The organism is Hydrogenophaga sp. OTU3427 (genome assembly GCF_038440225.1).
Classification (GTDB): domain Bacteria; phylum Pseudomonadota; class Gammaproteobacteria; order Burkholderiales; family Burkholderiaceae_C; genus Hydrogenophaga.
On the sequence record NZ_JASATI010000045.1, the window covers coordinates 1 to 22,486 of the forward strand.

Consider the following 22,486-nt stretch of genomic DNA (forward strand, 5'->3'; position numbering starts at 1 on the left):
CAGCTGCGGGGGGGGGGGGCCCCGCGGGGGGGGCCCCCCGGCCAGCTCCAGCGGCAGCATCACGTTCTCCAGCGCGGTCAGGTTGCCCAGCAGCTGGAAACTCTGGAAAACGAAGCCCACCTTCTGCGCGCGCACGGCGGCCCGCTGGTCCTCGTCGAGGGCGAACAAATCGACACCGGCCAGCTGAACCGACCCGGTGCTGGGTGTATCGAGGCCCGCGATAATGGACAACAAGGTGCTTTTGCCCGATCCCGAGGCGCCCACGATGGCCACGGTCTGCCCGGCCGCCAGCGAGAAATCGATGTCGCGCAAAATGGTCAGTGTGCCGGTGGAATCGGTGACCGATTTGCCCACGCCACGCGCCACCACCATGGGCTGTGCCTGCGCCGCCCCGCCCTGCCCCGACCCCTGAACCTGATGCTCTTGAAACATGCGTGACCCAATCTGGATGAGGCGACACTTTAACGTGGCCTGCGCCGCACTGGCACTGTGGGGCCTTGCCGGTCCGGCCGCGCCCCAGTCCGCCACCGCGCCCCGGCGGGTGCTGGTGCTGGGCGATTCGCTCAGTGCCGAATACGGCCTGCGCCGCGGCAGCGGCTGGGTGGCGCTGCTGGAGAAGCGCTTCACCGAGCAGCAATCACCCTGGCGCGTGGTCAACGCCAGCGTCAGCGGCGACACCACCTCGGGCGGGCGCTCACGCCTGCCGGCGCTCCTGGCCCAGCACAAGCCGGCGGTGCTGGTGATCGAACTCGGCGGCAACGACGCCTTGCGTGGCCTGCCGCTGGAGATGACCGAACAGAACCTGCGCGCCATGGCGCAGGCCGCGCGGACGGCCGGCGCCCGCGTGCTGGTGGTCGGCATGCAGGTGCCACCCAACTACGGGGCCAGCTACGCACAGCGTTTTGCCAACACCTTTGCACAGGTCGCCCAGGCTGAAAAGGCCGCACTGGTGCCGTTTTTGCTCAAAGGGGTGGCCGACGCCAAGGACCCGCTCGCCCTGTTCCAGGCCGACCGCATCCACCCCAACGAACAGGCACAGGCCACCCTGCTGGCCAACGTCTGGCCCGCCCTTCAACCTCTCCTGAAATAAATGAGCGTCACCAAGATCAGCGCGGTCGAGGCCCTGCAACACCTCCACGAGTTCGACGCCGTCATCGACGCCCGCAGCGAGGACGAACACGCCGAGGACCACCTGCCCGGCGCCGTCAATTGGCCCACCCTCAACAACGAGGAGCGCCGCGTCATTGGCACGCTGTACAAACAGGTCAACCCCTTTGAGGCGAAGAAGCGCGGCGCCGCGCTGTCGGCGCGCAACATCGCCGCCCACATCGAGCGAGAACTGCTGGACACGCCCAAGACCTGGAAGCCCCTGGTGTACTGCTGGCGTGGCGGCAACCGCAGCGGCGCGCTGGCCACCATCCTGGGCGCCATCGGCTTCAAGGTGACGCTCATCGATGGCGGCTACAAGGCCTACCGCACGGCCGTGCTGGCCGACCTGCCCGCCATGGCACAGCGCCTGCGCTACCGGGTGGTGTGTGGCCGCACCGGCACCGGCAAGACCCACTTGTTGCAGGCCCTGGCCACACAAGGTGCCCAGATCCTGGACCTGGAGGCGCTGGCCCAGCACCGCAGTTCGGTGCTGGGGCTGATCCCGGGTCAGCCGCAGCCCAGCCAGAAGCTGTTCGACTCGCGCCTGTGGGCGGCGCTGCGTGCGCTGGACCCGGCGCGCGAGGTGTATGTGGAGGCGGAAAGCAAACGCGTGGGCAATGTGACCGTGCCCGAGGCCCTGATCCTGGCCATGCGGGCCAGCCCCTGCCTGACGCTGGAGATGTCGCTGGCCGATCGCGTGGCCCTGCTGCTGCAGAACTACGCCTTCTTCGTCCAGGACGTCGAACTCTTCTGCGACCGGCTCGCCACCCTCACCACCTTGCGCGGTCGCGACACCGTGGGGCGCTGGCAGGCGCAGGCGCGGGCCGGGCAGATGGCCGGCGTGGTGCGGGACCTTCTCGACAACCACTACGACCCTCGCTACGAGGAATCGATGGCGCGCAATTTCGCCGCCTACCCCGACTCACCGCGCTGGACGGTCGGCTACAACGGCGCGGGCAGCTTCGACGCGCTGGCCCGGGTGCTGGCGACCTCAACGGCGAGCTGAAGCTGCCTCAGGCGGCGGAAGCGCCGTCGGCCGCCGCATCGGGCGCGGCCTCGCCCTCCGGTACCTGGTCGGCATCGCCACCGCCTTCATCCGACCCCGGCTTGCGCCCGGCCGCCTTGGCGCGTGCCTTTTCTTCCTTCTTCTGCTTCTTGGCCAGCTCGCGCTGGCGCTTTTCGTATCCGTAGTTGGGAGTGGCCAAGGCGATGGTTCTTTCTGTGTGCCGGGGTTGGGGGAAGGTTCAGCCGCGCATGGCCTGGAGCGCCTGTTCGATGTCCTGGCGCAGGTCATCCACCGCCTCCAGACCCACCGCAAAACGCACCAGCCCCCCGGCGTGGGGCCAAGGCAGGCGGCGAATCGAGGGCACATCATAAGGCGCGCACAGGCTGATCGGCCCGGCCCAGCTCCAGCCCAGGTGAAAGAGTTGCAGGCTGTCGCAGAAGCGGTCGATCTGCGCTTGGCTGAACCCGGGGCGAAACACAGCGCTGAACAGACAGGCCGCGCCCCGAGCATCGCGGCGCCAGGTGGCGTGCCCGGGCGAGCCGGCCAAGGCCGGGTGCAGCACCGTGGCCACCTCGGGTCGCTGGCCCATCCACTCGGCAAGGGCACGTGTGCTGCGGTCTTGCGCTTCGTAGCGCAGCACCGCCGTGTGCAGGCCACGCAACACAAGCTCGGCGTCGTTGCCACCCACGTTGTAGCCAAAACGCATGTGGGCGTCGACCAGCTGAAGGTGCAGAGCGCGGTCGCGGGTGACGACCGAGCCCATCAGCACGTCGGCGCCACCGCTGGGGTATTTGGTCAGCGCCTGTATCACCACGTCTGCGCCGAGCTCGAAGCCGTTGAAGGCGATGCCCGCGCCCCAGGTGTTGTCCAGCGCGCTGACAATGGGGCGCGCACCGGCACCACGGCTCATGTTGGCCTCGCGGATCACCGCGTTCAATGCCGGCAGGTCGGGAAATTCCAGCGTGATCGAGCCCGCGGCCTCCAGCCACACCAGGCGCGTGGCCGGCGTGATCTTGGCGGCCAGGTCGGCCGGGTCCATGGGGTCGTAGAAGCGGTGGGAGATGCCCCAGTCCATCAACTCGCCATCGGCCAGCGTCTGGTTCGGACCGTAGACGTTGTCGGGCAACAGCATCTCGTCGCCCTGCTTCAGGAAGGCGGTGTCCACCAAGGCGACCGCGGCCAGGCCGCTGGGCGCCAGCAGGCAGTGCGTGCCGCCCTCGAGCGTGGCGATGCGCTCTTCCAGCGTGAAGGTGGTGGGCGTGCCGTGCAGGCCGTAGGTGTAGCCGCTCTTGTCCTTCCAGCGGCGGCTGCGCAGGTCGGCCACGTTCTTGAAAAACACGGTCGAGGCCTTGTGGACCGCAACCGGCAGCGCGTCGAACTCGGCCGGCGCGCGGTAGGGATGGTGGATGAGCTGGGTGCGGATGTCGCTCATGACCCGTTCAGACTTTCCACTTTTCAAGGAGCTGCGCGGGACGCATGGCGTCGTAGCCCTCGAAGGGCTGGTGGATCCACGGGTTGGTCGGCAGGTACTCGACCTGGTAGTCGGGCGTGAAGGTCGACAACTGCTTGGTCCAGATCACCGCGCTGCGCAGCTCGGTGATGGGGGGGTAGTTGTTCTTGAGCTGCTCGATCACCGCCTTGAGGGTGTGGCCGGAATCGGCCAGGTCATCGACCAGCAGGACCTTGCCGGCGATCTCGCCCTTGGGCGTGGTGATGTAGCGGGCGATGTCCAGCTTGCCCTGCACCGTGCCTGCACTGGCGCGGTACGAACTGGTGGACATGATGGCCAGCGGCACGTCGAAGATGCGCGAGAGGATGTCGCCGGGGCGCATGCCACCACGGGCCAGGCACAGGATGGTGTCGAATGCCCAGCCGGACTGGTGGATCTTGATGGCCAGCTTCTCGATCAGGTTGTGGTACTCGTCGTAGGACACGTACAGGTGTTTGCCGTCTTCGGTCAGCATGGATGCGCTCCTCATCGTGGTGGTCGGGTTCAAGCGGCGTACGGATGGTGCAGCAGGATGGTGTGGTCGCGGTCCGGGCTGGTGGAGATGACATGCACCGGCACGCCGGTGGTCTCCTCGATACGCTGGAGGTACTTCTGCGCGTTGGCCGGCAGTTTGTCGTACTGGGTCACGCCGACCGAGGATTCGGACCAGCCGGGCAGGGTTTCGTAGACCGGCTCGCAGCGCGCGATCTCGTCGGCCCCCATGGGCAGGATGTCGGTGAACTGGCCGTCGAGCTGGTAGCCCACACACAGCTTGAGCTCTTCCAGGCCGTCGAGCACGTCGAGCTTGGTGATGCACAGGCCGGTCAGGCCGTTGACCTGGGCGCTGCGCTTGAGCAGGGCGGCGTCGAACCAGCCGCAGCGGCGGCTGCGACCGGTGGTCACGCCCTTCTCGGCGCCCACGGTGCTCATGTGCCAGCCCGGCGTGCCTTCCTTTTCCCACTCCAGCTCGGTCGGGAAAGGACCACCACCGACGCGGGTGCAGTAGGCCTTGGTGATGCCCAGGATGTAGTGCAGCAGGCCCGGGCCCACGCCGGCACCGGCGGCGGCGTTGCCGGCCACGCAGTTGCTGGAGGTGACAAAGGGGTAGGTGCCGTGGTCGACGTCGAGCAGCGTGCCCTGGGCACCTTCGAACAGCAGGTTGACGCCGGCCTTGCTGGCTTCGTTCAGCTCGCGCGAGACGTCGGCCATCATGGGCTTGATCTGCTCGGCCTGGGCCATGGCCTGGGCGAAGGTGGTGTCGAAGTCGATGGCCGGCGCGTGCAAGTAAGTGGTCAGCACGTGGTTGTGCAGGTCCAGCAGCTCGCGCAGCTTGGTGGCGAAACGCTCGGGGAACTTGAGGTCCTGCACCCGCAGGGCACGGCGGGCGATCTTGTCCTCGTAGGCCGGGCCGATGCCGCGGCCGGTGGTGCCGATCTTCTCGGTGCCGCCCTTTTCGCGCGCGGCTTCGCGGGCGATGTCCAGCGCGGCGTGGAAGGGCAGGATCAGCGGGCAGGCCTCGCTGATGCGCAGGCGCGAGCGCACCTCGACACCGGCCTTCTCCAGGCCCTCGATCTCTTCGAGCAGCTTGGTGACGGACAGCACCACACCGTTGCCGATGTAGCACTTGACGCCGGGGCGCATGATGCCGCTGGGGATCAGGTGCAGCGCTGTCTTGACGCCATTGATGACCAGCGTGTGGCCGGCGTTGTGGCCGCCCTGGAAACGCACCACGCCACGCGCGGTTTCGGTCAGCCAGTCGACCAGTTTGCCCTTGCCCTCGTCACCCCACTGGGTACCGACCACCACCACGTTGCGCCCGGGTTGGGCACGCATATCGGAATTGCTCATGTCGTCGCTTTGAAAGAAAGAGTCAGAAGGTGTGAATGAATCCTGCGTGCCCGAAAGGAGCGCCAAAAGCCGCTCGATCAAGGCGCAAAGCGCAGTCGTGGCTGCGGCCACGGCGAGCATTTGCAACGCCGAGTGGGTGGTTTTTGGCGGTCAGGGCGGGCATGGGGGATTCGTTCGCAGCTTCTCAAACCGGCTGGACCGACCAGCCACCATCGCGCTGGGTCAGCACGCGGTCGCAATGGAATTCGTCCACCTCGTGGTCGTGCCCCGGCAACGCACACACCACTGTTTCACCCGCGGCGCGCAAGGCCGCGATGGCATCACGCAAGCCCGGTTGATTGCCCCAGGGGGCCCGCACCGCGGCCTTGAGCGCGCGTCGGGGGCTGACCTGCACCAGCTCCTTGAGGTCCAGGCTGAAGCCCACGGCCGGCCGCTTGCGACCGAAGATCGCCCCGACTTCGTCGTAGCGGCCGCCGCGCACCAGCTCGGCATGGGTGGCCGTGCCACCCGCCCCGCCCTGGCGTTCACTGCGGGCGAACAGGGAAAAACGCACACCCGTGTAGTAGGCGTAGCCGCGCAGGTCCGCGAGGTCGAAGCTCACGTCCAGGCCGCTCAGGTGATCGGCCAGCCAGCGCAGGCCGTCCAGCGCCTGCTCCAGCAAGGGCGAGGGACGCAGCACCCGGCGCGCCTCGGCCAGCACCGACACGTCGCCATACAGGCGCGGCAGGACCAGCAGGCTGCTGCGCACGTCGGCCGGCAGGTCGCGCGACAGGCTGTTCAGTTCGGCCGCGTCCTTGCGCGCCAGCGCGGCGTGGATCAGGTGGGTTTGCTCGGTGCCCAGCGGCACGCCTGCGAGCACCGAGTCGATGACACGCACATCGGCCATGTCCAGTGTGAGGTGGCGCAAACCGGCCGCCAGCACACAGGCCTGGGCCAGCTCCATGGCTTCGAGGTCGGCCTCCAGGCCGCCATGGCCGTAGATCTCGGCACCCAGCTGCAGCGGCTCGCGGGTGGCCAGCGGGCGGTCGGCGCGGGTGTGCAGCACCGGGCCGCAGTAGCACAGGCGGGCCACGCCCTGGCGGTTGAGCAGGTGGGCATCGATGCGTGCGACCTGCGGCGTGCTGTCGGCCCGCACCCCCAGGCTGCGGCCCGAGAGCTGGTCGACGAGCTTGAATGTCTGCAGCCCCAGCGCCTCGCCGGTGCCGGTCAGCAGCGACTCCAGGTGCTCCAGCAGCGGCGGCATGACCAGCTCGTAGCCGTAGCCGGAAGCGGTGTCCAGCAGGCTGCGGCGCAGTTCTTCTATGTGCCGGGCCTCGGAAGGCAAAACATCGGCGATCTGATCCGGCAGGACCCAGGCGGACATGGTCATCGTGGGGGGCTGTTAAAAACGTGATTCTACCGGCCCCGGCCGGGACCACTTCGGAGGGGCGATCAGGAGGGGGGCGATTCAGTCCGCCGCCAGCCACCACCAGGTCAGCAGCCCGGTGCCGACGCAGAACACACCGATGAAACGGATCTGCCCGTCGCTCAGGCGCAGGATTTCGGCGAACAGGCGGCGCCAGCGGCCCGGTGCCAGCATGGGCATCAGGCCTTCGAACACCAGCAGCAGGGCCAGCGCCAGCCAGACGGTGTCAGACACGGCCGCCCGCGCTCACTTGCCGGCGCCCTGCACGGCGCTGCTGCGCATGGCCTTGAAGAAGTCGGACGACGGATCGACCACCACCACATCGGAGCGGTGGGCAAAGCTGGACTTGTAGGCTTCGAGGCTGCGGTAGAACTGGGCGAACGCGGGGTCGCGGCCAAAGGATTCGGCGTAGGTGCGCGACGCGTCGGCATCGCCCTGGCCCTTGATGGTCTGGGCTTGGCGATAGGCCTCGGCCACGATCACCTCGCGCTGGCGGTCGGCATCGGCACGGATCTTTTCACCCTCTGCGCCACCGGTGGAGCGCAGTTCGTTGGCCACGCGCTTGCGTTCGGCCTCCATGCGGTCGTAGACCGACTTGGTGATGGTCTCGGCATAGTCGACACGGGTGATGCGCACGTCGACCACGTCCATGCCCCAGGGCTTCTCGGCGCCCCGCACGGCCGCCAGCACCTCGCGCTTGACGTCGTTCATCAGCTGCTCGCGGCGGGTCGACAGCAGTTCGCTCACGGTGCGCTTGTTCACTTCCTGCTGGAAGGAGTTGCGCACCACGCGGTTGAGCTGCAGCGCGCCAGCACGCTCGTCCAGGCCCACGTTGCGGATGTAGGCGGTGGGCTCGGAAATGCGCCAGCGCACGTACCAGTCGATCACCACGCGCTGCTTCTCGGCCGTCAGGGTGGGCTCGGTGTCGGTGCTCTCCAGCGTCAGCAGGCGCTTGTCGATGTAGGACACGTTCTGGAACGGCGGCGGCAGCTTGAAGTTCAGGCCGGGCTCGGTGATGACCGTCTTGATCTGCCCGAGCGCGAACACCACGCCGTACTGGCGTTGGTCGACCACGAAGAGCATGGAACTGGCCAGCGCGAGCGCCACCAGCAGGGAGGTGATGATGAAACCGATTCTGTTCATGGCAAGGCTTTCAGTGCGCGGGACGGCATCAACGCGTTTCGCGGCTGCGCGAGCGCTCGGCGTCGCGGCTGCGGCTGTCGACGGCGCCCGACGGGCTGCTGGGGACGGGCACGCTGGCCGCGCCGGACGGCGCCACCGCGGGTGCCCCGGCGCCCTGCGCCACCTGCTGGGTGAGCTTGTCCAGCGGCAGGTACAGCAGGTTGTTGCCCTGCTTGCTGTCGACCAGCACCTTGGTCACGTTGCTGTAGACCTCCTGCATGGTGTCCACGTACATGCGCTCGCGGGTGACCTGCGGCGCCTTGGCGTATTCGGTCTGGATGACCTTGAAGCGCTGGGCATCACCCTGGGCCTGCGCGGTGATGCGGGCCTTGTAGCCCTCGGCCTCCTCGATCAGGCGCGACGCCGTGCCGCGGGCGCGGGGCACCACGTCGTTGGCATAGGCCTGGGCTTCGTTCTTGGCCCGCTCGCGTTCCTGGCCGGCCTTGAGCACGTCATCGAAGGAGGCCTGCACCTGCTCGGGCGGACGAACGCCGCCCTGCTGCATGTTGATGCCCACCACCTCGATGCCGACGTTGTAGCGGTCCAGGATGGTCTGCATCAGGGCGCGCACGCGCGGCGCGATCTGGTCGCGTTCCTCGGCCAGCGCGGCGTCCATCTTCATCTTGCCGACGACCTCGCGCACGGCGGTCTCGGCGGCCTTGACGACCGCGGCATCGGGGTCCCGGCTTTCAAACAGGTACATGCGGGCGTCGCTCAGCCGGTATTGCACCGCGAACTTGATCTCGACGATGTTCTCGTCCTCGGTCAGCATGGCCGACTCGCGCAGGCCGGTGGCGCGCACGATGGCGTCGCGGCCGACGTCGACCGAACGGATCTGGGTGGCGAACACCGACTCGTGGCGCTGGATCGGGTACGGCAGGCGCCAGTTGAAACCGGCGCCCACGGTGCTGTGGTACTTGCCGAACTGGGTGATGACGGCCTGCTGGCCTTCCTGCACGATGAAGAAGCCGGTTCCCAGCCAGATCAGCGCGGCCACGCCGACGATCAGGCCGGCGCCGATACCGGTGCTCCTCGGATCGGGCTTGAACGGCGGCAGGCCGCCGCCGCTGTTGCGGCCACCATTGTTGTTGCCACGCCCACCGCCGAACAGGCCGCCCAGCTTGCGGTTGAAGTCGCGCCAGAGTTCGTCCAGGTCGGGCGGCCCCTGGTTGGGGCCTTGCGGCCGCTTGTCGTCGCGACCTGGGGGCGGCGTGGCGCCATCGTCCTTGCCGTCATCGCCACGCCCCCAGCGCGGATCGTTGAGGTTGAACATGCCCGAGGCACGCGCCCAGGCGGCCGGCAGGCGAAGTCGCGGGAGTTTGAGGCTCATGGATGGCAAGAATGTAAAAACAGTGGCAAGCGCCGCTATTGTGCCGAATCAATCAAGGCCGGACGCCGAATGCGGCCAAGCCGTGGGGTCGTCGTCGTCTTCGAGCACCTCGGTGCCGTCCGGCAGCGTCTGGGCCGGGGCGGCGCGCCTGTCGCGGTCGGCCGCCACGGCGTCGGCCAGGGCGGCCCGCAACTCGGGCAGGCCTTCACCGGTCAGCGCGCTGACGAACACGCGCGTGGCGCTGCGACCCTCGAGGTCCATGTGGTCGCGCAGCTTCTGCGGCCGACGGTCGGTCTCGATGGCGTCGAGCTTGTTGAACACCAGCAGCTGCGGCACCTCGGCCGCGCCGATATCGCCCAGCACACGCAGCACCTCGGCGATCTGCTCGGGGTGGTTGGGGTTGGAGGCGTCCACCACGTGCAGCAGCAGGTCGGCGTCGGCCGCTTCTTCCAGCGTGGCGGCAAAGGCGTCGACCAGGCCGTGGGGCAGGTCGCGGATGAAACCCACCGTGTCGGACAGCGACACGCTGCGCCCGGCCTCGCCCAGGTAGAGTTGGCGGGTGGTGGTGTCAAGGGTCGCGAACAGCTGGTCGGCGGCGTAGGCGCGGGCCTTGACCAGGGCATTGAACAAGGAGGACTTGCCGGCGTTGGTGTAGCCCACCAGCGAGATGCTGAAGGCGTCGCGGCGCTCGCGCTGGCGGCGCTGGGTGGCGCGCTGCTTCTTGACCTTCTCCAGCCGCTCCTTGGTGCGCTTGATGGCGTCGCCGATCATGCGGCGGTCGAGCTCGATCTGGGTCTCGCCCGGGCCACCGCGCATGCCGATGCCACCGCTCTGGCGTTCCAGGTGGCTCCAGCGGCGCACGAGGCGTGTGGACAGGTACTGCAGTCGGGCCAGCTCGACCTGCAGCTTGCCTTCGTGGCTGCGCGCGCGCTGGGCGAAGATCTCCAGAATCAACAGGGTGCGATCGTTGACCGCCAGACCCAGGTGGCGTTCGAGGTTGCGTTGCTGCGCCGGGCTCAGGGCCTGGTCGAACAAGATCTCGGTGGCGCCGGTGCCCAGCGCCAGGGCCTTGATCTCGTCGGCCTTGCCGGAGCCGACAAACAAGGCCGGATCGGGCGCGCGGCGCTTGCAGGTGACGCGGTCGGCCACGCGGAAACCCGCTGTCTCGGCCAGCAGGCCCAACTCTTCGAGCGCGTGATCGAAATGGGGAAGACCGAAGTCAACGCCGACCAGCACCACGGCGGGGCGGTCGGTCTTTGAGGTGTCGGAAGCAGTCAAAAGGGGGCGGCTGGCGCACGCCGCGGGTGCCAGGCACCCGGGGTGGCAGGGTCAGTTGGGGGCGCCGTCAGCGGCTTGCACCGCTGCGAACTGCACCGGACGGCCCGGCACAATGGTGGAAATCGCGTGCTTGTAGACCATCTGGGTGACGGTGTTGCGCAGCAGCACGACGTACTGGTCGAACGATTCGATCTGGCCTTGCAGCTTGATCCCGTTCACCAGGTAGATCGAAACCGGCACGTGCTCGCGGCGCAGCTGGTTCAGAAACGGGTCTTGCAAGAGTTGGCCTTTGTTATTGCTCACGATATGCTCCGTGTTCAAGAATAGTTAATGGAAGGTGGACCATACCACAGCAGGCAGGGTAAGTACCGGGTCGACCTGCTTCAGTCTTGGTCTTTGTAGGGGTTGTCCGAGGTTTTCATCTCGATGCGCAAGGGCGTGCCCACCAGATCAAAGGCCTTGCGGAAGCGCCCTTCGAGGTAACGTTTGTAGGTGTCGCTCACGTGTTCGAGCGAGTTGCCATGGATCACGATCACCGGCGGGTTCATGCCGCCCTGGTGGGCATAACGCATCTTGGGACGGTACATGCCGCTGCGCTGGGGCTGCTGGAACACCACAGCCTCCTGCAGCAGACGGGTCAGCACCGGCGTGGGCATCTTGCGGGTGGCCGACGCATGCGCCTGGGCAATGGACTTCCACAGCGGGGCCAGTCCCTGGCGCTTCTTGGCCGAAATCAGGTGCATCTGGGCGAACTTGAGGAAGGCCAGGCGCTGTTCGACCGAACGCTCCACGACCTGGCGCTGGTAGGCGTCGATCGCATCCCACTTGTTGATGGCCAGCACCACCGAACGGCCGCTCTCCAGGATGAAGCCGGCGATGTGGGCGTCCTGGTCGGTCACGCCCTGCTCGGCATCGAGCAGCAGCAGCACGACGTGGGCGTTCTCGATCGCCTGCAGGGTCTTGACGACCGAGAATTTCTCGATCGCCTCGAACACCTTGCCCTTGCGGCGTATGCCGGCGGTGTCGATCAGCTCGAACTTCTGGCCGTTGCGCTCGAACGGCACCGAGATCGCATCGCGCGTGGTGCCCGGCATGTCGAAAGCGACCAGGCGCTCTTCGCCCAGCCAGGCATTGATCAGCGTGGACTTGCCCACGTTGGGCCGACCGGCGACCGCCAGGCGGATGACCGTGTTGTCGGCCTCGGCCTCGTCGTCGTCGGGCTCGGGAATGCCCAGCTTGTCCAGCGCCTCTTCCAGCATGGAACGAACGCCCTGCCCGTGGGCGGCGGACACCGGCAACACCTCGCCCAGGCCCAGCTCGAAGAACTCGACCAGCTGCAGGCCCTGCTGCATGCCTTCGGCCTTGTTGGCCACCAGCAGCGTGGGCTTGCCCAGGCGGCGCAGGTAGTTGGCGATGTCGTGGTCCTGGGCGCTGATGCCGGCACGCGCATCGACGACAAACACCACCACATCCGACTCGGCCACGGCCTGGCGGGTCTGCTTGGCCATTTCCTTGTAGATACCGGACTCGGCGGTCGGCTCGAAGCCACCGGTGTCGATGACGATGAATTCGCGCCGGCCCAGACGACCGTTGCCGTAGTGGCGGTCGCGGGTGAGGCCCGCGAAGTCGGCCACGATGGCGTCGCGCGACTGGGTCAGCCGGTTGAACAGCGTGGATTTGCCGACGTTGGGGCGGCCCACCAGGGCCAGTACGGGTTTCAAAACAAAGCGCCTTTGTGTAATGCGGGGGCGGCGTTCACTCGGGACGCCAGCCGAAGACCATGCCCTTGCGGGTGACGGCCACCAGGGTGTCGCCCGCCAGCACGGGGGCCGCCACCAGGCCGGAGCCATCGGTGTTCAGCCGGTTGAGAAGCGAGCCATCCTGGCGCGACAGCAGGTGCACATAGCCGGTCGCGTCGCCGAAGGCCACCGAACGCCCCACCACCACCGGCGCCGTGAGGCCCCGGTGCAGGAAACGGTCGCTGCTCCAGGCGGGTTCGCCGCTGGCGCGCTGCCAGGCCAACACACGGCCGGTGCTCTCGGTGCCGAACAGCAGTTGGTCATCACCGGCCAGACCGGCGGCGCCGTTCGCGGAACGCGTCCACAAGGTGGTGCCACGGTTGGCGTCGACACAGCCCACGGCGGCCTGGAAGGCACGCACGCAGAGCTGGTTGCCCTGGCGGCTGACACCCGCCACCAGTTCGACCAGGCGCTCAATCTCGTTGGTGCCGCGCGGCGAGGCGATCACACCCTCCCAGCGCAGGCTGCCGTTCTGCGGGTTGAAGCCGGCCAGCCGGCCCTGCTGCCCGGCCACCAGGGTGTCGCCCACGGCCATCAGCACACCCGCCTGGCTCAGCGACAGGGCATCGCCCGGTCGGCTTTGCGTCCACAGGCGCAGGCCATTGGCGGCGTCAAAGGCCGTGAGGCTGCGGTCGGCGCCCAGCACAAAAACACGGCGGCCCGCCACCAGCGGCGGTGTGGACACCCCCGCGCCCAGGCGCGCACGCCAGGTCACCCGGCCGGCCTCGATCGCCACCAGTTCATTGGCCTTGGTGACCACCGCCGCCGTCGTGCCATCGCTGCCCACGCCGGCCGACAAAGGGGTGGCCAGATCGGCGCGCCAGCGCGCCTGGCCGGTGGTGGCGTCGAGCGCCAGCACGGTGCCGGTGCTGCCCGCCAGCCAGAGCTCGTTGCCCAGCACGGCCGGCAGCAGGGGCGCCTCGGAAGCGCCCAGCTGCGCCGTCCAGGCCTGGCGCACACCGATCAGGGCATGGTTGGGGGCCAGCGGCGTGGGTTCGGGCTTCTTGCCGCCCGACGAACCACAGGCCACCAGCGTGGCCAACACACACACGGCTGCCGCCACGCGCCACGGGCGCGCGGTGAAGGACTGTCGCAGGCTCATCACGGGGTCTTCTCCTGGGTGGCGTCGGTGCCGACTTCAACGCCCAGCGCCGCCAGCTTGGCTTCGATCAGGCGGCGGTATCCGGTCTCGGCGGCCATGTCGCGGTAGGCCGCCTGGTACTGGGCCTTGGCGGCATCGCGCTGGCCCTGGGCCAGCAGAACGTCGCCACGGCGGTCGGCCGCGAGCGAGGCAAATGAGGGCGGCATCTTGGCGTCCAGCACCTTGAGCGCCTGGTCGAAGGCCTGCTTGTCAAGCAGCACGCCCGCCAGACGGATGCGCGCCAGGGCCTGGTAGGCGTCGTCGCTGGCCTTGTCGGCCACCCACTGCAGCGCGGCCTGGGCTTCGTCGGCCTTCTGGGTGTCGTGCAGCGCGCGGGCCGCGAGCAAACCGCCCTGAGCGGCCTGCAAGGTGCCCGGGTACTGGTTTTGCATGTCACCCCACACGCGCAGCACGCGTTCGGCGTCACGGGCCTGCGCGGCCCGCTCCAGCTCGTCGTACAGGGCAGCGGCCTGGACCGCGTTGCGGTTCTGCCAGTACTGCCAGCCGTTCCAGGCGGCAAAAGCACCCAGCACCACGATCAACGCCCAGGTGATGAGGTTGCCGTACTTCGCCCAGAAATGCTTGAGCTGGTCGAGTTGTTCCTGTTCTTCGAGATCGAGATGCGATGCCATGGGTGCGCTTGAATGAGTTCGGTCGATTGTAGGGGGCGGGCCGGCCGCGAAAGGCAGCCGGCTCAGCGCAGGCTCTGGGCCCAGTGCGCGGCCTCGGCCAGTGCCTCAGTGCGCTGGGGCGCGGGCTGGCCGTCGACGGTGCGCAGGGCTTTCACCGACACCTGGCCCTGGGCCACTTCGTCGGGCCCGAAGATCAGCGCAAAGCGCGCGCCGCTGGCGTCGGCCTTCTTGAACTGGGACTTCATGCTGCCCATGCCCTCCGGCCCGGCCGGGTGCATGAGCACCGCCACGCCGGCACGGCGCAGCACGCGCAGCACCGGCAGCACCTGCGGCAAGGCGGCGGCGTCGGGAACGATGGCATAGGCGTCGGCCACCGGCGGCTCGGGCAGGCGGCCTTGCGACTTGAGCAGCTCCAGGATGCGCTCGACGCCCAGCGCCCAGCCGACCGCGGGCGACGGCTTGCCGCCGATCTGCTCGAACAGGCCGTCGTAGCGGCCACCGGCGCAGACCGTGCCCTGGGCGCCGAGTTCGGTGGTGACGAACTCGAACACGCTGAGGTTGTAGTAGTCCATGCCGCGCACGAGACGCGGGTTGATGCGGTAGCTCACGCCTTGCGCGTCGAGCAGGCCGCGGAAGGTGTTGAAGTGGTGCAGCGAGGCCTCGCCCAGGAAATCCATCAGCTTGGGCGCGGCTTCGACGATGGCCTGCATGGCCGGGTTTTTGGTGTCGAGGATGCGCAGCGGGTTGGTGTAGAGGCGGCGCTTGGCGTCTTCGTCGAGCTGGTCCTGGTGGGCTTCCAGGTGCTTGATGAGGGCCTCGCGGTGGGCGCGGCGCTCGGCCGGCTGGCCCAGGCTGTTGATCTCCAGCGTGATGCCGGACAGGCCCAGCTCGTCCCACAGGTCGCAGGCCAGCAGGATGAGCTCCACGTCCACGTCGGGCCCCACAAAGCCCAGCGCCTCGGCGCCCACCTGGTGGAACTGCCGGTAGCGGCCGCGCTGCGGGCGCTCGTGGCGGAACATGGGCCCCATGTAGTAGAGCCGTTTGCCGCCGTCGTAGAGCATGTTGTGCTCGATGGCCGCGCGCACGACGCCGGCCGTGCCCTCGGGGCGCAGGGTCAGGTGCTCGCCGTTGAGCTTGTCCTCGAAGGCGTACATCTCCTTCTCGACGATGTCGGTCACCTCGCCCAGGCCGCGCACGAACAGCGCGGTGGGCTCGACGATGGGAGCGCGGAAATTGCGGTAGCCGTAGCGCGACATCAGCTGGCGGACCTTGTCCTCCAGCCATTCCCAGTGCGCCGATTCGGGCGCGGCGATGTCGTTCATGCCTTTGACGGCGCTCAGTTTTTCAGCCATGGTGCAAACGTCGGCAGCGCGGCTCAGGCCGGCTGTCCGAACTTCTTTTCGATGTAGTTTTGAACGATTTGCTGGAACTCGTCCGCGATGCCGGCGCCCCGCAGGGTGAGCGCCTTTTCGCCGTCGATGAAGACCGGCGCGGCCGGCGCCTCGCCGGTACCGGGCAGGCTGATGCCGATGTCGGCATGTTTGCTTTCGCCCGGCCCGTTGACGATGCAGCCCATCACGGCCACCTTGAGGTTTTCGACGCCCGGGTAACGCGCGCGCCACACCGGCATGGACGCCCGCAGGTGGTCGTCGATCTGCTTGGCGAGTTCCTGGAAGACGCTGCTGGTGGTGCGGCCACAACCGGGACAGGCGGTCACGCTGGGCACGAAGGCGCGCAGCCCCAGGGCCTGCAGGATTTCGGTGGCCACCACCACTTCCTGGGTACGGGCCTCGCCCGGCTGTGGCGTCAGCGACACGCGTATGGTGTCTCCAATGCCCTGTTGCAGCAGCACGGCCAGGGCGGCGGTGGACGCCACCGTGCCCTTGGTGCCCATGCCAGCCTCGGTCAGGCCCAGGTGCAGCGGGTAGTTGCAGCGCCGCGCCAGCTCCTGGTAGACGGCGATCAGGTCCTGCACGCCGCTGACCTTGCACGACAGCGTGATCTGGCCGGGCGCCAGGCCCAGCTCCTCGGCCGCGCGGGCGGAGTCCAGGGCCGAGGTGATCAGGGCCTCGTACATCACCTGGCGCGCTTCCCAGGGCTGCACGCGGCGGGCGTTCTCGTCCATCAGCGCGGCCAGCAGGTCCTGGTCCAGGCTGCCCCAGTTGACGCCGATGCGCACCGCCTTGTCGTAGCGCACCGCGGCTTCGATCATCTGGCCGAACTGCCGGTCGCGCTTGTCGCCACGGCCCACGTTGCCGGGATTGATGCGGTACTTGGACAGCGCCTGCGCGCAGTCCGGGTGGTCGGTCAGCAGCTTGTGGCCGTTGTAGTGGAAATCGCCGATCAGCGGCACCTGGATGCCCATGCGGTCGAGCTGCTCGCGGATGTAAGGCACCGCCTTGGCGGCTTCGTCGTTGTTGACGGTGATGCGCACCAGCTCGGAGCCGGCCAGCGCCAGCTCCTTGACCTGGATGGCCGTGGCCACCGCGTCGGCGGTGTCGGTGTTCGTCATGGACTGCACGCGCACCGGCGCGCCGCCACCCACGGTCACGACGTGGTCGCCCCAGGCCACGCGGGCCGACAAGGTCCGGCGCTGTGCGGCCGTGCCCAGGGGCACCGGGGTGGTGGAATCGGTCAGACAGGTGTCCATGCTCATTTGGCGTCAAAACGGGCCACGTTGCTGCGGGCCAGCGCGCCCAGGTCCACCGGCTTGCCACGCACCAGGACCTCGGTGGCGTCGGCCCGGCCCACCACCAGCGCCAGCGGCGCCGCGTCGGCGAAGGCCACGGTCTCGTCGGCCTTGACCACACGTTGCAGCAGCACCTTGCCGCTGGCACGCACCTCGATCCAGCTGTCGGCCTTGGCGCGGATCACGAGCCACTCGTTGCCTGCGGGCACCGGCGCCGACACGGCAGGCGCGGCGGTGGCCACGGGAGCCGCCGATGCGGCAGCCGGCGTCACGACCTCGGTGGCGACCACGGCCGGCACGGCCGCAGGGGCAGCATCGGGCGTCGGGCTGGTCGACGTGGCCGCTGCCGCGTCGTCGCTCACACTGGCGCCCGCGCCCATGGAGGTGCCCGATTCGGTGGTCACGGGGGCCGGGGTTGGCGAGGGGTTCATCACCAGCGTGTCGGTACCGGGCTGCGGCACCCACCACCACACCAGCGCGGCCCCCAGCAGGATGGCCAGCGCAGCGGTGATCGGCCGTTTGAGCGTGCGCGACGCCACCGACGGGCCGACGGGATCGCGCGGCGACCGGAAAGGGGTGTTGAGGGCATGGCCTTCGCCCAGGCGCGATCCGCCGGCCTGCGGCAAGCCGGCCAGGATTTCGGTCGGGTCGATCTTGAGCTGCCGGCACACGCTGGCGGCCAGGGCACGTGCGAACGTGGCGTCGGGCAACTCGTCGGTGCGACCGGCCTCCAGGGCCTCCAGCTTCTTCACCGGCACCTTGAGCGCGGCCGCCAGCGCGACCACGTGCAGGCCGGCCTGTTCGCGGGCCCGCTTCAGGCGTTGGCCGGCATTCAGCGCGTCATGCGGCTGCGGCGCATTGGCGCCCTCGGCCGACGTGGACGCGAACACGGATTCAGTCATCAAAAGCCCCTCGCTGGAACCTGCCCCACTCGGGGGAATTCGGGAAACGCTGGCGCAGCTGCTCGGACAACAGGCGCATGCCGTCGCGGTTGCCCAGGCGGCGCTCGATGCGGATGCCCAGCCACAGGGACTCGGCGTTGGCCAGGTCGGAGCCGTTGAGTCGCCGGGCGATGAATTGGGCCTTGGGCAGGTCACCGCGCCGCAGCAGCAAGCTGGCCAGGTTGTACATGGTGATGGGGTTGCCGGCGTCCAGCTCGAAGGCACGGGTCAGGCTGCGCTCGGCCTCGGGCAGTTGCCCGGCGCGAACCTGGCACACGCCCTGGGCCATCCAGGTGCGAGCGGCATTCGTGTAGCCGGGCGTCGCCAACGCGCGTCCGAACTGTTCCAGCGACTGCGGGTAGCGGCCTTGCTGGCACCAGAGCCAGGCCAGGTTGTGCATCGCATCGCCATCGCGCGCGTCGAGCTGCAGGGCACGGCGGAAACTGCTTTCAGCCAGCACCGGCTCGTTCAACTGCAGGTAGACCAGGCCGCGCAGGTTGTAGGCCTGCGGGTAGTTCGGATCGGCGGCCAGGGCCTGCTTGATTTCATCGAGGGCCACCGTGGTCTGGCCCTGCTCGAAGTAATTGCCCGCCAGTTCGGTGCGTATGCGGGCCCGTTTGCGGGTCTCCGGCTCGTCGGACTCGGTGATGGGTTCGGCCGGCTGACCCGGCGCGCCCGGCACGCCGTCGCCGGCGCAACCCGCCAGCGCGACCACCAGCCACAGCAGGATCAGGAAGCGTTCGGTCAAGCGTTTCATGCCAGTGGTGCTCGGGCGGTCAGGACGGGGACCGCAGCACACGCACCGGACGCACCTCGGTGACGCGGCGCTCGGCCATGCGGCGCGCGGCATCGGTGCGGTCCAGCACATCGCCGGCCAACTGGCCACAGGCGGCGTCGATGTCGTCGCCGCGGGTCTTGCGCACGGTGGTGACGATGCCGGCCGCATGGAGCACCTCGGCGAAGGCCAGCACCACCGGCCGGGGCGAGCAGCGCAGGCCCGAGTCCGGGAAGGGGTTGAACGGGATCAGGTTGATCTTGCAGGGCACGGACGGCCCGCGGTAGAACGGGCCCTGGCCCCGGATCAGCGCCAGCAGCTGTTGCGCGTGCTCGGGCTGGTCGTTGACGCCGTCGAGCATGCAATATTCGAAGGTGATGAAGTCGCGCGGCGCGGCCGGCAGATAGCGCAGGCAGGCGGCCATCAGCTCGGCCAGCGGGTACTTGCGGTTCAGCGGCACCAGGTTGTCGCGCAGCTCGTCGTTGGGCGCGTGCAGCGACACCGCCAGCGCCACCGGCACATCCTGCGCCAGCCGGTCCATCATGGGCACCACGCCCGAGGTGGAGACGGTCACGCGGCGGCGCGACAGGCCGTAGCCGTGGTCATCCAGCATGACCTTGAGGGCGGGCACCAGGGCGCTGTAGTTCTGCATGGGTTCGCCCATGCCCATCATCACCACGTTGGAGATGACACGCTCGCTGGTCTTGAGGTGCTTGCGCAGGAAGTGCTCGGCGAACCAAAGCTGGGCGACGATTTCGCCCGTGCTCAGGTTGCGCGAGAAGCCCTGGTGGCCGGTGGAGCAGAAGCGGCAACCCACGGCGCAGCCGGCCTGGGAGGAGACACACAAGGTGCCGCGATCGTCTTCGGGGATGAACACCGCCTCGACCGCGTTGCCGTCACCCACATCGAACAGCCACTTGATGGTGCCGTCGGTGGACTCCTGCTGGGCCATCACCTTGAGCGGGCGGATCTCGCAGACGCCGGGGAGTTTCTCCCGCAGGCTGCGCGCCAGATCCGTCATGTCATCGAAGCGCGAGGCGCCTTTCTGGTGGATCCAGCGGAAAAGCTGAACGGCCCGGAAACGTTTCTCTCCGAGCCGCTCACAAAAGGCGGCCAAGCCTGCGAGATCGAAATCGAGAAGGTTGGCCGTCGTCATCAAATGCAGTTACGCGCCGCGCTTCAGCGGCCGTAAACGTTCATGCCGGCGAAGAAGAAAGCCACTTCGACGGCTGCGGTTTCGGGAGCGTCCGAGCCGTGCACGGCGTTGGCGTCGATGCTGTCGGCGAAGTCGGCGCGGATGGTGCCGGGAGCGGCCTTCTTGGGGTCGGTGGCGCCCATCAGGTCGCGGTTCTTGGCGATGGCGCCTTCACCTTCCAGGGCCTGGATCATCACCGGGCCGGAGATCATGAAGTCCACCAGGTCCTTGAAGAAAGGACGCTCTTTGTGCACGGCGTAGAAAGCCTCGGCTTCGCCACGCGACAGGTGGGCCATGCGGGCGGCGATGACCTTCAGGCCAGCAGCCTCGAAACGGGCGTAGATCTGGCCGATGACGTTCTTGGCGACGGCGTCGGGCTTGATGATGGACAGGGTGCGTTCGATGGCCATGGTGATCCTTGGGGTGCTTTGTAAAACAAAAATGTTCTGGAATCCAGAAAACCCAGCATTTTAGCCTGAGCTCATGAAGGGATTGGGACAAACCCCTCAGCGACCGCCCCGGCGTGGGCCGCCGCCATTGCCCCCACGGCCACGCGGTGCGCCGCTGGCGCGGCCGCCGCCCCCACCGGCCCCGCCGGTCCCGCTCTGGCCGCCCCGACGCGGGCCACCCGCGCCGGCGTCACGGCGCCGCTGCAGGGAGTCGGCCCCGATGTAGCCGTAGCTGGTCTTCATCGGATCGGGCTGACCACCACCGATGCCGCCGCCAGCGCCGGGCGCCGCGCCCTGTGGGCGCACACGGCCGCCCGGGCCCTTGCCACGGGCACCGTAGTTGGGCGCCTCGTGCGACACGCCGGGCGGCACCACGTCGCCGCGGTCGCGCGGGCCCTCGGGCCGCGACGGCCGGGGACCGCCGCCTTTTTTGTTGCGGCGCGCGGCCGGGTGCCGGTTGGCACGGCCCGGTGCTTCGGCGCCAGGGCCACGCGGCTCCGACCGGGCCATGGGCGTGTGACCGGCGGCCGCGCCCAGGCGGTCGATGTCGCGCTGGTCGAGTTCGAGCCAGAAGCCACGCTTGAGGCCGCGCGGCAGCAGCATGGCGCCATAGCGGATGCGGATCAGGCGGCTGACCGCGTGGCCCACCGCCTCCATCATGCGGCGCACCTCGCGGTTGCGCCCTTCACCGATGGTCACGCGGTACCAGCAGTTGGCGCCTTCGCCACCACCGTCCTCGATGCTGCTGAACTGCGCCAGACCATCGTCGAGCTGCACGCCGTCGAGCAGGCGTTTTTTCTCTTCGTTGGACAGCGCGCCCAGCACACGCACCGCGTATTCGCGCTCCAGCCCGAAGCGGGGGTGCATCAGCTTGTTGGCCAGTTCGCCCGAGTTGGTGAACAGCAGCAGGCCTTCGGTGTTGAGGTCCAGGCGGCCGACCGACTGCCACTTGCCCTGCGGCAGCTTGGGCAGGCGGCGGAACACCGTGGGGCGGTTCTGCGGGTCGTCGTGGGTCACCACCTCACCGGCCGGCTTGTGGTAGGCCAGCACACGCGGCGGCTGGGGCGTCATGCGCACGCGGATGGGCTTGCCATTGACCTTGATGACATCACCGTACTGGATGCGCTGGCCAATGTGGGCGGGTTCGCCGTTGACCGAAATGCGCCCTTCCAGGATCAGCTGCTCCATCTCCAGGCGCGAGCCCAGGCCGGCCTGGGCCAGCACCTTGTGCAGCTTGGGCGTTTCCACCTGGGGCGTCAGCACGCGTTTGCCCGGCAGTTCGGGGGCCTCCTGCTCGGCGTCGAATTCGCCGCTGACGACGTCTTCGAAACGCAGGGCATCGGGCCCCGCCGGGGCGGCGCGTGGCCCGCGTGGCGGGTGTCCGGCACCCGCGCCATCGGCCGGGGTGGCCTGCGCTTCGGCCGCCGGCACCACGGCATCAAGCGGCGCGGCGCCGGGTTCGCCGGGCGGCAGGCCGTCGGTGGGCACGTGATCAGGCTGGGACATCGTCGGGTTCCTCGGGTTGGGCATTCGGTGCGGACGGCGCTGTGGCCGCTGGCTCGGGCATCGGGGTATCGGGCAGGGAGAGCAGATCGGCCGAGGCCTCGGCCACGGGCGCATCGCCTTCGAAGTCGAGCACGCCCAGGCTGTCCTCGATCGCGCCCTGGTGCTCGATGGTGGGCAGGCGGTCGAGCGAGGCCAGGCCCATGTCGTCCAGGAACTGGCGGGTGGTGGCGAACAGGGCCGGCCGGCCGACGGTCTCACGGTGGCCGATGACCTCGACCCAGCCGCGATCTTCGAGCTGCTTGATGGTCAGCGAGTTGACCGTGACGCCACGGATATCCTCGATGTCGCCACGCGTGACCGGCTGGCGGTAGGCGATGATGGCCAGGGTCTCCATGGTGGCTCGGGTGTACTTGGGCGGCTTTTCGGGGTGCAGCCGGTCCAGGAAAGGCCGCAGCTCGGGGCGGCTCTGGAAACGCCAGCCGCTGGCCACCTGCACCAGCTCCACGCCACGCTGCGACCACTCCTGCTGCAGGTCGGCCAGCATGGCTTTGAGGCTGTCGGGCGACACAGCGCCGTCAAACAGGGTCCCAAGCTCGCGCAGCGGCAGCGGTTGCTGCGCGCAGATCAAGGCGGTCTCAAGGACGCGTCGGGCATCCGCCGTGTTCATGGGTG

At 68.6% G+C, this 22,486-nt stretch carries 24 protein-coding genes; 2 read left to right on the forward strand and 22 right to left on the reverse strand.

Annotated features, from left to right (window positions below):
• Window positions 1-372 (reverse strand): ABC transporter ATP-binding protein (locus tag AAHB17_RS19950; protein WP_342132648.1); only part of this gene is annotated, 372 nt, incomplete at its 3' end.
• Between the two features lie 76 nt (window positions 373-448).
• Here AAHB17_RS19950 and AAHB17_RS19955 point away from each other — a divergent pair.
• Window positions 449-1,090, forward strand: a complete 642-nt coding sequence (locus tag AAHB17_RS19955; RefSeq protein WP_446719629.1) for an arylesterase — start codon at window positions 449-451, stop codon at window positions 1,088-1,090.
• On the forward strand, window positions 1,091-2,155 hold the full coding sequence (mnmH, locus tag AAHB17_RS19960; protein ID WP_342132613.1) for a tRNA 2-selenouridine(34) synthase MnmH: 1,065 nt from the start codon (window positions 1,091-1,093) through the stop codon (window positions 2,153-2,155).
• A gap of 7 nt (window positions 2,156-2,162) precedes the next feature.
• Here mnmH and AAHB17_RS19965 read toward each other — a convergent pair whose 3' ends face one another.
• From AAHB17_RS19965 to scpB, 21 genes are all read right to left on the reverse strand, one after another.
• Window positions 2,163-2,354, reverse strand: a complete 192-nt coding sequence (locus AAHB17_RS19965; RefSeq protein WP_342132614.1) for a hypothetical protein — start codon at window positions 2,352-2,354, stop codon at window positions 2,163-2,165.
• Between the two features lie 39 nt (window positions 2,355-2,393).
• Window positions 2,394-3,587, reverse strand: a complete 1,194-nt coding sequence (locus tag AAHB17_RS19970) for a PLP-dependent transferase (RefSeq protein WP_342132615.1) — start codon at window positions 3,585-3,587, stop codon at window positions 2,394-2,396.
• A 7-nt stretch (window positions 3,588-3,594) separates the two neighbouring features.
• Window positions 3,595-4,119, reverse strand: coding sequence for a phosphoribosyltransferase (locus tag AAHB17_RS19975; RefSeq protein WP_342132617.1), 525 nt, complete (start codon window positions 4,117-4,119; stop codon window positions 3,595-3,597).
• A 29-nt stretch (window positions 4,120-4,148) separates the two neighbouring features.
• Entirely contained in the window at window positions 4,149-5,477 is a 1,329-nt protein-coding gene (locus AAHB17_RS19980; RefSeq protein WP_342132649.1) for an adenylosuccinate synthase, read from the reverse strand.
• Between the two features lie 199 nt (window positions 5,478-5,676).
• On the reverse strand, window positions 5,677-6,855 hold the full coding sequence (locus AAHB17_RS19985) for an ATP phosphoribosyltransferase regulatory subunit (RefSeq protein WP_342132618.1): 1,179 nt from the start codon (window positions 6,853-6,855) through the stop codon (window positions 5,677-5,679).
• An 84-nt stretch (window positions 6,856-6,939) separates the two neighbouring features.
• Window positions 6,940-7,131 (reverse strand): DUF2065 domain-containing protein, encoded by a 192-nt coding sequence (locus AAHB17_RS19990; RefSeq protein ID WP_342132619.1) that lies wholly within the window; start codon window positions 7,129-7,131, stop codon window positions 6,940-6,942.
• A 12-nt stretch (window positions 7,132-7,143) separates the two neighbouring features.
• On the reverse strand, window positions 7,144-8,040 hold the full coding sequence (gene hflC / locus AAHB17_RS19995; protein WP_342132620.1) for a protease modulator HflC: 897 nt from the start codon (window positions 8,038-8,040) through the stop codon (window positions 7,144-7,146).
• A 28-nt stretch (window positions 8,041-8,068) separates the two neighbouring features.
• Window positions 8,069-9,409 (reverse strand): FtsH protease activity modulator HflK, encoded by a 1,341-nt coding sequence (hflK, locus tag AAHB17_RS20000; RefSeq protein WP_342132621.1) that lies wholly within the window; start codon window positions 9,407-9,409, stop codon window positions 8,069-8,071.
• A gap of 48 nt (window positions 9,410-9,457) precedes the next feature.
• A complete protein-coding gene (hflX, locus tag AAHB17_RS20005) occupies window positions 9,458-10,687 on the reverse strand; it encodes a GTPase HflX (RefSeq protein WP_446719630.1) in 1,230 nt (409 codons plus the stop codon).
• 51 nt (window positions 10,688-10,738) lie between these two features.
• Window positions 10,739-11,008, reverse strand: a complete 270-nt coding sequence (gene hfq, locus AAHB17_RS20010) for an RNA chaperone Hfq (RefSeq protein WP_342132622.1) — start codon at window positions 11,006-11,008, stop codon at window positions 10,739-10,741.
• Window positions 11,009-11,070: 62 nt separating this feature from the next.
• On the reverse strand, window positions 11,071-12,408 hold the full coding sequence (der, locus tag AAHB17_RS20015; RefSeq protein ID WP_342132623.1) for a ribosome biogenesis GTPase Der: 1,338 nt from the start codon (window positions 12,406-12,408) through the stop codon (window positions 11,071-11,073).
• A 34-nt stretch (window positions 12,409-12,442) separates the two neighbouring features.
• Entirely contained in the window at window positions 12,443-13,588 is a 1,146-nt protein-coding gene (bamB, locus tag AAHB17_RS20020; protein WP_342132651.1) for an outer membrane protein assembly factor BamB, read from the reverse strand.
• Entirely contained in the window at window positions 13,588-14,259 is a 672-nt protein-coding gene (locus AAHB17_RS20025; RefSeq protein WP_342132625.1) for a YfgM family protein, read from the reverse strand. The genes bamB and AAHB17_RS20025 overlap by 1 nt, the downstream gene beginning before the upstream one ends.
• A gap of 62 nt (window positions 14,260-14,321) precedes the next feature.
• Window positions 14,322-15,611: a histidine--tRNA ligase gene (gene hisS, locus AAHB17_RS20030; protein ID WP_342132626.1), complete on the reverse strand. Its 1,290-nt coding sequence runs from the start codon at window positions 15,609-15,611 to the stop codon at window positions 14,322-14,324.
• A 23-nt stretch (window positions 15,612-15,634) separates the two neighbouring features.
• Complete coding sequence (gene ispG / locus AAHB17_RS20035) at window positions 15,635-16,909, reverse strand: flavodoxin-dependent (E)-4-hydroxy-3-methylbut-2-enyl-diphosphate synthase (RefSeq protein ID WP_342132627.1); 1,275 nt, start codon at window positions 16,907-16,909, stop codon at window positions 15,635-15,637.
• 2 nt (window positions 16,910-16,911) lie between these two features.
• Window positions 16,912-17,850, reverse strand: coding sequence for a helix-turn-helix domain-containing protein (locus tag AAHB17_RS20040; RefSeq protein ID WP_342132628.1), 939 nt, complete (start codon window positions 17,848-17,850; stop codon window positions 16,912-16,914).
• Window positions 17,843-18,646, reverse strand: coding sequence for a type IV pilus biogenesis/stability protein PilW (gene pilW / locus AAHB17_RS20045; protein WP_342132629.1), 804 nt, complete (start codon window positions 18,644-18,646; stop codon window positions 17,843-17,845). Before pilW ends, AAHB17_RS20040 begins: the two co-directional genes overlap by 8 nt.
• A 19-nt stretch (window positions 18,647-18,665) precedes the next feature.
• Window positions 18,666-19,820, reverse strand: a complete 1,155-nt coding sequence (gene rlmN / locus AAHB17_RS20050; RefSeq protein ID WP_342132630.1) for a 23S rRNA (adenine(2503)-C(2))-methyltransferase RlmN — start codon at window positions 19,818-19,820, stop codon at window positions 18,666-18,668.
• A gap of 23 nt (window positions 19,821-19,843) precedes the next feature.
• Entirely contained in the window at window positions 19,844-20,269 is a 426-nt protein-coding gene (gene ndk / locus AAHB17_RS20055; protein WP_342132631.1) for a nucleoside-diphosphate kinase, read from the reverse strand.
• Window positions 20,270-20,365: 96 nt separating this feature from the next.
• The gene (locus AAHB17_RS20060; RefSeq protein ID WP_342132632.1) at window positions 20,366-21,814 is read right to left on the reverse strand and encodes a pseudouridine synthase; all 1,449 of its coding nucleotides are present in this window, start codon (window positions 21,812-21,814) and stop codon (window positions 20,366-20,368) included.
• Window positions 21,801-22,481 (reverse strand): SMC-Scp complex subunit ScpB, encoded by a 681-nt coding sequence (scpB, locus tag AAHB17_RS20065; protein ID WP_342132633.1) that lies wholly within the window; start codon window positions 22,479-22,481, stop codon window positions 21,801-21,803. The genes AAHB17_RS20060 and scpB overlap by 14 nt, the downstream gene beginning before the upstream one ends.
• Between the last annotated feature and the right edge of the window lie 5 nt (window positions 22,482-22,486).